This is a genomic window from Aeromonas sp. 102P (assembly GCF_051920345.1).
GTDB lineage: Bacteria > Pseudomonadota > Gammaproteobacteria > Enterobacterales > Aeromonadaceae > Aeromonas > Aeromonas veronii.
In genome coordinates this window covers 71,355-82,836 of sequence record NZ_JBQBCZ010000002.1, presented here as the reverse complement: position 1 = coordinate 82,836, position 11,482 = coordinate 71,355, and the positions used below count along the sequence as shown (strand labels likewise).

The window sequence follows — 11,482 nt, the reverse complement described above, 5'->3', positions numbered from 1 at the left end:
AGAGCTCCAGCAGCGCCTGCAAAGAGTGCTGCACCAGCGGCACACCGGACGGCGCCTTGAAGTAGCTGTTCTGCTTCTCTTCCCAGGTGTGGGGCGCGTGGTCGGTGGCGATGATGTCGAGCACGTCGTTGCGTACCGCATCCAGCAGTGCCTGCTGGTCGGCGGCACTCTTCACCGCAGGGTTGCACTTGATCAGGCTGCCCTGGGTCTCGTAATCGGCTTCATTGAAGAAGAGGTGGTGAACACACACCTCGGCGGTGATGTTCTTGTCCTTCAGCTCGCTCAGGTCGTGGCTGGCGGTAAACAGCGACAGCTCCTTGGCCGAGGTCAGATGCAGCACGTGCAGCTTGGCACCGTACTGCTTGGCCAACGCCACCGCCATGCTGGAGGATTTGTAGCACGCTTCGTCGCTGCGAATGCGGCCGTGCTCGCCCATCGGCACATTCTCGCCCCACTTGGCCCGTGCTGCCTCTTCCGCCTTGGCGATGGTCGGGGTGTCTTCGCAGTGGGTCACGATCATCACCGGGCTCTCGCGGAAGATGGCCGCCAGGGTCTCCTGATTGTCCACCAGCATGTTGCCGGTCGAGGAGCCCATAAACACCTTGACCCCGCAGGATTGCTTGGGGTCGAGACGCTTGATCTCTTCAAGGTTGTCGTTGGTGGCGCCGAGATAGAAGCTGTAGTTGGCGACGGAGGAGTTGGCGGCGATCTGGTATTTGGCTTCGAGGGCGTCGAGGGTGGTGGTCTGGGGATTGACGTTGGGCATTTCCATGAAACTGGTGGTGCCACCGGCGACGGCGGCGCGGGATTCGCTGGCGATAGTCCCCTTGTGGGTCAATCCCGGCTCCCGGAAGTGGACCTGATCATCGATCATTCCGGGGATGAGATGGCGACCTGCGGCATCGATAACCAGCGCATCGGGCGCCTCGATATCCGGGGCGATGCGGGCAATCCGTTCCCCCTCGATCAACACATCGGAGGCATAGATACGGCCTTCGTTGACCAAGGTGGCATTCTTGATAAGCAGTTTGTTCATGGGGGGTTCCAGTTCCTTTGCCGATAATCGCGGGTCATAATAGCGCAAAACTGCCCTTTCTCTGTAGCAAGGCCTGACTGATGAAGTTATTTGTAAGAGATTTGACCGTGATCGACTCCAGCTACCTCTGCGAACGCCGCGGCATGGTGGGGGAGAGCTGGCTGGTAGATATCGAAATGAGCGGTGAGCTCAACGAAATGAGCATGCTGCTGGACTTTGGCCGGGTAAAGAAGCTGATCAAGTCGATCATCGATGAAGAGGTGGACCACAAGCTGCTGGTGCCGACCGGGTGCCCGCTGATCCACGTCGAGACACTGGATGGTGACGAAAGCACAGTGGATCTGCTGCGCCCGGGTCGCTCCATCCATCTGCGCTGCCCATCCCAGGGCTTTGCCTTTATCCCTGCCCCGCAAGTCGATAAAGAGTCGGTGACCCGCTACCTGCTGGCGGTACTGGCCAAACGGCTGCCGGGCAATATCAGGATCTCTCCCTGACCCTGCGTCAGGAGGCGATCACCGGAGCCTTCTACCACTACAGCCACGGTCTGAAGAAGCATGATGGCAACTGCCAGCGTATCGCCCACGGCCACCGCTCCCCCATCGAGATCCACGTCGATGGCGAGCGCGACCAGGAGCTGGAGCTCAACTGGGCCGAACGCTGGGGGGATATCTACCTCGGCACCGAGGAGGACAAGGTGGCGCTGACCGAGCTCGCTTTGAGCCCTCGCGCCAATGCCCTGCTTGGCGAGCATCACACCGGCTTCAATATGTGGCGCCGCAAGGGCTGTTCCAGCTGGCCATCCCCACCGCCGAGGTGGAGATGATCGACACCGACACCACGGTCGAGCTGCTGGCCTGCTACATTGCTCGCGAAGTGAAGAAGATAGTGGGCGACAAGTTCGTCAAGATTGTCGCCTATGAAGGGGTCGGCAAGGGTGCGATTGCCTACGCCTGATCCCCTTGTTGCTGCAGCAATAAAGAGAAGGCCCCGCATCTGCGGGGCCTTGTTGTTTCAACTCTCGACCATCAGGCGCTGAGACGGAAGCGCTTGACCAGGCTCTCCTGCTGCTCGGCAAGGGAGTCCAGCTGCTGGCTGGTCTCGGCTACCCGCTCGATCCCCTGATAGTTGAGATCCGAGATATCGGAGATGCGGTTGAGGTTGGTGGCGATATCGGCGCTGGTGGCCTGCTGCTGCTCGGCGGCAGAGGCGATCTGGCTCGACATGTCGCTGATGAGCACCACAATCCCCTGCACCTCCTCCATGGCGTTGTTGGCGTGAGAGCTCTGATCCACGCAGCTATCCATCTCGCGAGAGCACTCCTGCATTACGGTCACCGCCTTGGCAACCCCCTGCTGCAGGTTCTCGATCATGGTCTGGATTTCGCTGGTGGACTGGGCGGTGCGCCCCGCCAGACTGCGCACCTCATCGGCCACCACCGCAAAACCGCGCCCCTGCTCGCCGGCCCGCGCCGCTTCGATGGCAGCGTTGAGGGCCAGCAGATTGGTCTGCTCGGCGATGCCGCGAATGACATCGAGGATATTGCCGATCTGGCTGCTCATGGCGCTCACATCACCAATCACCTTGCCGGTCTGTTGCAGCTTGCCCGCCAGTTGATGAGTGGTGGTGATATTGCCTGCCATCACCTTGCGTCCCATCTCGGAGGCCTTCTCCACATCCTGCACCCGCTCCAGAGTCTGGTTGGCAGCCTGCGCCACCTCCCGCACCGAGGCCTCCATCTGGGTCATGGCGGCGGCAACCGAGGCGGTCTCCTGCCGCTGTTTCTCCAGATCCGCCCGCACCGATTCGGTGGTGTGGCGATTGCCGTGGGCGGCATCGTTAAGCTGGGCCGACGCTTGTGAAAGCTGTGCCAGCACCTCCCCCATCTGGGCAATCAGCAGGTTGATCTGGCTGCCCAGCTGACCAAATTCGTTCTTGCTGCGAAAACCGATGCGCTGGGTCATGTCGCCCTGGGTCACTTCGGTCAGCACCCGCAGCAACTCCCTGAGCGGACGGCGAATGGCCTTGCCCAGGGTATAAGCCACCAGCATGGCGATCAGGATGGCGACGACGATGCTGGTTCCCTGGGTCAGAGTGCTCTGGCTCTGAGTGGCTTTGGCGTGCTGAATGCTTTGACTCATCAGCTGCTGACTCTGGCCGGTGATCCGCTCAAGCCGGTTCTGGATCTCGACGATCAGGGCGCTGGCCTGCTTGCTCTTCTCCCGCATCTGTTCCTGCTGCTTCATCAGCGCCAGATACTGGGAGAGCACCCCTTCGCTTGCGGTGGTGTCGCGCACGAAGCCGTGAACATAGTGGCCCATGTCGTTCTCGAAGTTCTTGAGCTCCCCCTGGAGATCCTTGATGGTGCTGTTGAACCCCTCGATCTGCATCTTGTTGCGCTTGAGCGCCCCTTCGATGGGAGCCGGAATAGTCTGATTGAGGGCGTCCATGGTGGAGAGTTCAATGGCGGAGAGCTTGGTGGTCAGGGTCTCGGAGAGCATCTTGATAAAGCTGTCGTCGATGGTGACCATCATGTCACCCAGACTCTTCTTGAACTGGGGCAGACTGACCTGAAACTGCCCCTTGGCCAGATTGACCTTGTGCAGTCGGGTGAGCAGCGCCTCGTGTTCGCCGGGCAGGGTATCGGTCAGTTGCAGGTAGCTGTCGACCTGCTGGCTGAGGTTGCTCATCTCCCCTTGCAGTTCGGGGTGGTGGGCGACCTGCTGGCGCAAGACGTCGAGGCTCTTGCCCACCGCGGCCTTGGCTTGTTTCAGTTCGGCCACTTCGGCCGGCAGCTGTTTGGGGTCCTGCTCGGTGAGCACATCCCCCAGCCACTTGTTGGCGCTGAGCAGGGTGATCTGGGTCTGGCTGCTGGCAATCACCAGCGGCATAGACTGCTGGGTAACCTGCTCCAGTGCGTTCCCCAGGGTCTCCTGACTACGAAATGTGAGCAGTGAACTGGCCACCATCACGGCCACCAGGATCGCGAAGCCAAGGTAGACTCGCTGCAAGATGGAGAGATCCGACATTGTTTGTTTCATTATTGTCCCGCTGTATATGCAAAAGTCCCTTGCCTGAGTACCCCGTCCTTTTGATACCCTGCAGACCACCCTGAACAGGCGTTGCAGATGACGTCCCTCTGGCTATCGGTATTTTTAACAATAAATGAAGGGAATGGGACATCAGCTGTGTCAAATGTCGGCTTGTGTCACACTTGGCGTGCTGCTCGCCCCCCTTTCGGGAGCCGCTTGGGGTTCTAGTTCAATTTTCTGTTTCATATAAGGGAGTTAGCCATGGCGCAAGAAACCATTTTCAGCAAAATCATCCGTAAAGAGATCCCCGCCGACATCCTTTATCAAGACGATCTGGTCACCGCATTCCGGGATATCCAGCCCAAGGCCAAAACCCATATTCTGATCATCCCCAATGTGCTGATCCCCACCGTCAATGACGTGGAAGCCGAACATGAACTGGCCCTTGGCCGGATGTTCACCGTGGCCCGCAAACTGGCCGCTGAGGCTGGCATCGCCGAAGATGGCTACCGCCTCATCATGAACTGCAACCGCCACGGCGGGCAGGAGGTCTACCACATCCACATGCATCTGGTCGGTGGCCAGCCGCTGGGACCGCTGCTCAGCCTGTAATGAATCGCCACGCCTCTACCTGCCGCAGCGCCCTGTTGCTCTGCGGCGCCCTGCTGTTGCTGGGAGGCTGCGCCTCCCGCTGGCAGGATATGTTCGTCTCCTACTCCGATCAGATGGTGCCCCTGCGCAACCAGCTGCTGCTGGGCCATGCCGCCGAGGCGCTGCCCGAGGTGCGCGACTCCACCCTTGGGGATGACACCTTTGTACTGGATCGGCTCGAACAGGGGCGAATTGCCTGGCTCGCCGGTCAGGATGCGGGCAGCAAGCAGGCGTTCACCGCCGCCGACAGCCGCCTTCAGTGGGAGGACAATCAGGCCGAATACCGGCTGAGCCACGGTCTGGATCAGGTGGGCAGTCTGCTCACCAACGACCAGTCGATGGCCTATCGTACTCCCGATTACGAACGCACCATGCTGCATCACTATCTGGCCCTCAACTATCTGCAACGGGGTGATGCCGATGGCGCCCTGGTGGAGGTACGCCGGGCCAATCAGGTACAGGAGCAGGCTCTGAAACGGCGAGCCGATGAGGTGCGCAAGGCGAAGGATGAGAGCGAAGAGGCCAGGGCTGAAGGTGAGATGCGCCAACTGATGTCGCGCGGCGCACCGGATCTCGACCGGTTGATCGGCAAGGTCAAAAACGGTTTTCAGAACGCCTACACCTTCTATTTTTCCGCCGTGCTTTATGAGGCGGCCGGGGATCTCAACGATGCCTGGGTCGACTATCAGCGCGGCTACCAGATAGCGCCGGACAACCGTAGCCTGCAAGATGCCTTGCTGCGTCTGGCGCGGCTGCGTGGCTCACCGGACGAGATCCGCGAGACCGAGAAAAAGATAGGCCGCAAAGCACCGCCGCTTGCAAAAGATCAAGGCCAACTGGTGGTGCTGTTTGAAGATGGTTTGATCCCGGCACGGCGCGAACTGTTCCTGCCGCTCCCCATCTCCACCTCCCGCGGCGATTTTCGCACCTTTACCGTCGCCATCCCCTATTACGATAATCGGGCCAGCAACACCGGCCCGCTGACGGTGGAAGTCGGCAAGCGGGCCTGGCAGACCAGCGAGCTGGTCAGGCTGGAAGCGCTGGCCGCCAAAGATCTGCAAGAGCGGCTGCCCGGCATGCTGACCCGCCAGGCGCTGCGGCTGGTGGCCAAGGAGCAGATGCGCCGCACCGCAGCCAAAGAGGGAGGGGATGTGGGCAATATTCTGGTGGGGATCTTCAACACCCTCTCGGAGCGGGCCGATACCCGCAGCTGGCTGACGCTGCCAGCTCAGGCATCGAGCTGGCAGGGAATAGTGCCGGCAGGTGACATCAATCTCACCCTGGGCGCGGGGGCAGCCCAGCGGCAATTGCCGCTCACCATCCACAAGGGACGCATCACCCTGGTCTGGGTACAGCGCCTCGGCGCCGGTCTGACCACCCGGGTGATGCCGCTCTGAGCAGACGGCGAAGAGAGATGAGCAAGACAATTAACCGGGCAGGCACACACGCGGCCCCACTCACCCCGATTAAGGAGAGCAAGATGAAAGCATACGGGTTGGCCCTCGGGCTCGCGCTGCTGCTGACCGGCTGCGCCACCAACACCTCAGGCGTGGCGCTCTATGGCCCGGCGGGCGGTGCACCCACGCTGGAGCAGCATCAAAACGTCAACGTCACCCTGACCGAGCTGAGCCGCCGCCAGCAAAATGGCCTGCTGCAGGTCAATGTGGCCGCCGCCAGCACCCAGCGCGGCGATAACAAGCTGCAATATATCTTCTATTGGTATGATGAGGCCGGTCAGGAGGTCGCCAGCGATGGCCGCGGCTGGACCCCCATCAAGCTGCATGGCTATCAGACCCGCACCCTCTCGGCCCTGGCGCCCAGCCCGGCGGCGCAGGGTTACCGGATTTACGTACGCGAAGTGATTGAGGAATCCAACTGATGAAAATGAATCATGCCCTGCTGATATTGACCTCTGCATTGCTCTTGGGCGGCTGCTCCAGCACCACCGTCAGCTATGGCGATCCGACCGAAACCGAAACCGTCACCGTCGATTACGGCTCAAGCGACCTGCAGGCCATCGCCGACAAGATGGCGGACTCCATGCTGGCGTCGCCAGCCACCAGCGAGATCACCGCAGGCGGTCGTCCGGTGATGTTTATGGACTCTATCCGCAACAAGACCTCCGAGCACATCGATACCGAAGCCATCACCGATACCATCCGCACCAAGTTGCTGCGGGCCGGCAAGTTCCGCTTCGTCGACATGAGCAAGGTGGCCGCCGTCAAGCAGCAGCTCGAATACCAGCAGAGCAGCGGCATGGTGGATCCTGCCTCCATGGTGCGTCTGGGCAAGCAGACCGGTGCCCGCTACATGGTCTATGGCAACCTCGCCAGCATCGTCAAAGACAATGGCAAGGTGAAGGATGTCTACTACCAGATGACCATGAACCTGATGGATCTGCAAAACGGCGAACTGCTGTGGGCCGATCAGAAAGAGATCCGCAAACAGGCGAAGAAATCCACCTTTGGCTGGTAACAGGCTCCCGCAGACAGGCAACTGTGATCCGCTACTGGCCAGCCTGCCCGCCCCCTGGCGGGAGGGGCAGCTGGAACCACTTGGGTTAGGCCTGACCAACTGCAACTATCGACTGCGCCTCCCCTCGGGGCGCAGTTACTTTTTGCGTCAGGGCCACTCCGACCCGGTGCGCCTTGGTATCGACCGTCCCACCGAGTGGCAGCTTTATCAGGGGGCGATGGCCGAAGGGTTGGCACTGTCTTGCCACTATGGCGATCCCGCCAGCGGTCTGATGCTGCTCGAATGGTGCGATGAGCCAAACTGGGTGCTCGCGGCACCACCGGCAGCCGATCAGCCCCGTCTGCTGGCTGAGGTGCTGCGCAAGCTCCATCGCCTGCCGCTGCCTGAGGTGGTGATGGCGGTGCGAGCCCACGCCGCGGGCTATCGCGCCCGACTGGCCCACATTCCCTCCTGGCTGCCCGCCCTGGAGCGGGGCTTGCTCGCCAGCAGTGAGCCAAATGATTGCTGGCGCCCTTGCCACCATGATCTCAATCCGGCTAACTTGTTGGGAAGCAAACCCTGGGTCATCGACTGGGAGTATGGCGCGGCAGGTCACCCCGGCTTTGAGCTCGCCAGCATCCAGCGCACCCATGAGTGGCCCGCCGAGCGGCGTGACGAGCTGGAAGCGCACTATCTGCAGGCCGTGCCGCGCCACCAGTGGCCCGATTTTCAGAGCGAGGCATTTTTACCCTGGGTCGACTATATCGGCCTGCTCTGGGCCCTGCTGATGGCAGAGCAACAGCCCTCACTCGACTATGACACCCTGATCGCCATCAACCGGCAACGACTGGAGTAACAGATGATAAACAAGGTGCGCTGGCACAAGCCGAAAACCTGGGGTCTGCTGCTGATCGGCCTGCTGCTGACCGGCTGCTCCACCCGGGTGATCTACTACTGGCTCGATACCGCCATCATCTGGCAGCTGGATGACTACTTTGCCCTCTCCTATTCGCAGAAGGATCTGCTCAGCCGCGAAGTGAAGGGGCTGATGGCCTGGCACCGCCAGCACGAGCTGCCTCGCTACGCCAGGGATCTCGATGCACTGGCCAAGGCGGTGGCCAGCCCCATGACGCCGGAGCAGATCTCGACCAATCTCGATGCGGTGCAGCAGAGTCTGACCCGTACCCTTGAAAACACTATCCCCCGCGCGGTCAGGCTGGCGCGCACCCTGACCGACGAGCAGGTAGCCCGCTTTATGACCGATCGGGTCAAGCGGCAACAGGAGCGACAAAAGGACTTTGCCACTGAGCCCAAAGAGCAGATGCTGGCGGAGTTTCGCGACAAGATGAACAAGCGGCTCGAGTTCTGGATTGGCGAGGTGAAACCGGCACAGGCACCACTGGTGGCCCAGTGGGCCGAATGGCAATACGAGCTGATGCCCCCCTGGCTCGAGTTTCAGGAGTCCTGGACCCAGGAGCTGGACAGGCTGATGAAGCAGCGCCAGAGTCCCGACTTTACCCGCGAGCTGACTGACCTGCTGGCTGAGGGGGATGGGCTGATGGATGGCCGCTTTACCGGCTATACCGAACAGTCGCGCCAGCGTACCGTCAACTGGCTGAGCACCATGAGCCAGTCGCTGGATATCTCCCAGCGGGCCCATCTCTACTCCCTGCTCAAGGGCTACGCCCGCGACTTCAAGCAGATGAGCGGCAGCTGACAAACGGCACCGAATGGTGCCGTGCGCCCGAGCAACCTTGTTCAAACCGGGCGCTTATGGTAGTTTGCCCTTCCTATTTATCGGGAATTAACTTTTGCGCCTTATCGACAAAGTAAAACTGGTGCTGGTAACTCTGGTTATCGCCCTCACCCTGCTTTGTTCCATCGCCCGAATGGAAGGCTCGCTGCTACCCGCATCTCCCCACAGTGAACAGCAGCAGACTCAGGTGTTCAATCAGCTTAGCGACAGCGATGATGGCATCATCAAGTTTGTCGGCAGCCATCAGAATCACCTGCTGCGTCTCGAACAATCCCTGCGCAGTGACAACCAGCCCAAGAGTGTGGTCTACGAGCTGATCCAGAGCTGGTCGGCCCAAGCCATCCTGCTGTTGCTGCTCGGCTGGCTAATGCTGGCACCCGAGCTCTATCACAAACAGAGTTTTCGCGATCGCTTTGGCGCGATCCACCGGCGCCATCTACAGCGCCAACATCTGCAATACCGCTTCACCCAGAGCTATCTGAGCGCCTGACCCCGGGGGGGTTGGCACATCCACTGTTTGCTCATCTCCTCTTCCTGACGGATCCGGCGGCCGCCTGATCCGCATCTGATGCATCCCATTTTTTGCGCCTTGCCGAGCCTTGTTGCTATCGGCCCGGGCACCATTCTCCTGACAGAGGCTTGTTTGCCATGAGAAAGAGCAATCGCACCGTTCTCAACCGCATGAGCAAGTGGCAGTACGCACTGCTGCTGTTGATGCTGTTGACCTTTACCTTTTACTCCCTGCCCACCTTTTTCGGTGAGCAGCCCTCCCTCGGCCTGCACGGACAGCAGCGCCTGACCACCCAGCAACAGATGCTGCTGAGCGACAAGCACCTAGCACCGGTCAAGGTGATCGAGCAACCTGAGCGAGTCGAGCTGGTCTTTGCCAGCCAGGGCGAACAGCAGCGCGCCAAGCAGTTGCTGGAGCAGCAAGGGGTCGACAGTGCCGCCCTGACCCTGGAGTTTCACTCCAACGCGCCGGCATGGATCACTCGCCTCGGCGCCGATCCCATCAAGCTGGGGCTCGACCTGCGTGGCGGCTCCCAGCTGCTGATCGGGGTGGACGTGGACTTTGTCATCGACAATCAGACCAAGAATCTGGTGGACACCCTGCGCACCCGTTTCCGTGAAGCCAACCTGCGCGGCGCCAGCGTCACGCGCACGGCACAGGGCGCCGTAACCGTCACCCTGCCGGAGGTCGCCGAACAGGAGAGCTGGCTCTCTATCATCAAAGAGAGTGCCGGTACCCGTCAGGATCAGTGGAAGCTGACCCGCTCCGGCAATGATCTGAAACTGGTGCTGAGCGAGGCGGAGCGTACCCTGCTGGTCAACAACGCCGTGACCCAGAACCTGTCGATCCTGAAAAAACGGATCAACGAGCTCGGCATCGTCGAGGCCTCGGTGGTGCGCCAGGGGCAGGATGGTATCCGTATCGAACTGCCTGGGGTACATAACCCCAAGCAGGCGAAAGAGGTGATCGGCGCCACCGCCTCGCTGGCCTTCTACGAGGCCAAAGCCGACAGCCATTTCTATATCGCCGATCGCAACGGTCAGGCTGTTGGCATGGCGCGCAAGCCGGTACTCACCGGCGAGCACATCGTCGATGCCCGCGCCAACATGGGCGAAATGGGTCAACCCCAGGTCAATATCGTGCTCGACACCCTGGGTGGCAGCAAGATGAACCAGTTCAGCCGCCAGCATGTGGGCAAGCCGATGGCGACCGTCTTCACCGAGTACAAGACCAACGCCCAGGGCAAACTGCGCGCCCAGAGCGAGGTGATCAACGTCGCCACCATCCAGACCGCCCTTGGCAACCAGTTCCGCATCACCGGCATTGGCAGTCTGCCGGAGGCGCAAGAGCTGGCCATGCTGCTGCGTGCCGGCGCCCTCACCGCCCCGCTCAAGATCCTGGAGGAGCGCTCCATTGGCCCGACGCTGGGGATGCAGAATATCGAGGCGGGCTTCACCGCGCTGGCCTTCGGCATGGCAGGCATGATGCTGTTCATGATGGCCTGGTACCGCAAATTCGGCTGGGTTGCCATCACGGCGCTGGTCGCCAACCTGTTGATGCAGGTCGGCATGCTGGCAGTGCTGCCGGGCGCCGTGCTGACCCTGCCGGGGATCGCCGGTCTGGTGCTGACGGTGGGCATGGCGGTGGATACCCATGTGCTGATCTTCGAGCGGATCAGGGACCGTCTGCGAGAGGGTGGCTCACTGGCCAACGCCATCGACTTTGGCTATCGCTCGGCCTTCCACACCATTTTCGATGCCAACATCACTACGCTCATCTGCGCCGTGGTGCTCTACTCCATCGGCTCCGGGCCGCTGCAGGGCTTCTCCATCACCCTCATCCTGGGTCTGCTCTCCAGCATGATCACCGGGATCTGGGGGACACGCGCCATCATCAACCCCCTGTGGGGACGCAGCAGCGAGCGCACGCTGAAGGTGTAACGGGACAGCCGTCCCTCTGATGAGCGGCTTTGGCTGCGCCATCGGCTATGGATATGGCCGGAGCGGCCAAAGCAGAACACTATTTTCCCGGCGTGTCGCGACACG

At 61.0% G+C, this 11,482-nt stretch carries 10 protein-coding genes and 1 pseudogene; 9 read left to right on the top strand and 2 right to left on the bottom strand.

Going from position 1 to position 11,482, the window contains the following annotated elements; genetic code table 11:
* Window positions 1-1,036 (bottom strand): dihydroorotase (locus ACTG1K_RS22440; RefSeq protein WP_440006875.1); only part of this gene is annotated, 1,036 nt, incomplete at its 3' end.
* An 80-nt stretch (window positions 1,037-1,116) separates the two neighbouring features.
* Here ACTG1K_RS22440 and ACTG1K_RS22435 point away from each other — a divergent pair.
* Window positions 1,117-1,990, top strand: a pseudogene (locus ACTG1K_RS22435) (6-pyruvoyl trahydropterin synthase family protein).
* A gap of 71 nt (window positions 1,991-2,061) precedes the next feature.
* Here ACTG1K_RS22435 and ACTG1K_RS22430 read toward each other — a convergent pair.
* Window positions 2,062-4,074: a methyl-accepting chemotaxis protein gene (locus ACTG1K_RS22430; protein ID WP_440006020.1), complete on the bottom strand. Its 2,013-nt coding sequence runs from the start codon at window positions 4,072-4,074 to the stop codon at window positions 2,062-2,064.
* 252 nt (window positions 4,075-4,326) lie between these two features.
* On the opposite strand from ACTG1K_RS22430, the gene hinT reads away from it, so the two are divergent.
* The 8 genes from hinT (at window position 4,327) to secD (ending at window position 11,377) form a co-directional block, all read left to right on the top strand.
* Window positions 4,327-4,677 carry a purine nucleoside phosphoramidase gene (gene hinT / locus ACTG1K_RS22425; protein ID WP_005334033.1) on the top strand — a complete coding sequence of 117 codons (351 nt, stop codon included), beginning with the start codon at window positions 4,327-4,329 and terminating at the stop codon, window positions 4,675-4,677.
* Complete coding sequence (locus tag ACTG1K_RS22420; protein WP_440006873.1) at window positions 4,677-6,113, top strand: COG3014 family protein; 1,437 nt, start codon at window positions 4,677-4,679, stop codon at window positions 6,111-6,113. The genes hinT and ACTG1K_RS22420 overlap by 1 nt, the downstream gene beginning before the upstream one ends.
* 83 nt (window positions 6,114-6,196) lie before the next feature.
* On the top strand, window positions 6,197-6,595 hold the full coding sequence (locus ACTG1K_RS22415) for a YcfL family protein (protein WP_108612840.1): 399 nt from the start codon (window positions 6,197-6,199) through the stop codon (window positions 6,593-6,595).
* On the top strand, window positions 6,595-7,191 hold the full coding sequence (gene lpoB / locus ACTG1K_RS22410) for a penicillin-binding protein activator LpoB (protein WP_005334041.1): 597 nt from the start codon (window positions 6,595-6,597) through the stop codon (window positions 7,189-7,191). Before ACTG1K_RS22415 ends, lpoB begins: the two co-directional genes overlap by 1 nt.
* Complete coding sequence (locus tag ACTG1K_RS22405) at window positions 7,181-8,026, top strand: phosphotransferase (protein WP_429150494.1); 846 nt, start codon at window positions 7,181-7,183, stop codon at window positions 8,024-8,026. The genes lpoB and ACTG1K_RS22405 overlap by 11 nt, the downstream gene beginning before the upstream one ends.
* A gap of 3 nt (window positions 8,027-8,029) precedes the next feature.
* Window positions 8,030-8,887, top strand: coding sequence for a DUF6279 family lipoprotein (locus ACTG1K_RS22400; RefSeq protein ID WP_429150496.1), 858 nt, complete (start codon window positions 8,030-8,032; stop codon window positions 8,885-8,887).
* Window positions 8,888-8,981: 94 nt separating this feature from the next.
* Complete coding sequence (locus ACTG1K_RS22395) at window positions 8,982-9,416, top strand: hypothetical protein (RefSeq protein ID WP_429150498.1); 435 nt, start codon at window positions 8,982-8,984, stop codon at window positions 9,414-9,416.
* 158 nt (window positions 9,417-9,574) lie between these two features.
* On the top strand, window positions 9,575-11,377 hold the full coding sequence (secD, locus tag ACTG1K_RS22390; RefSeq protein ID WP_440006025.1) for a protein translocase subunit SecD: 1,803 nt from the start codon (window positions 9,575-9,577) through the stop codon (window positions 11,375-11,377).
* Window positions 11,378-11,482: the final 105 nt, after the last annotated feature.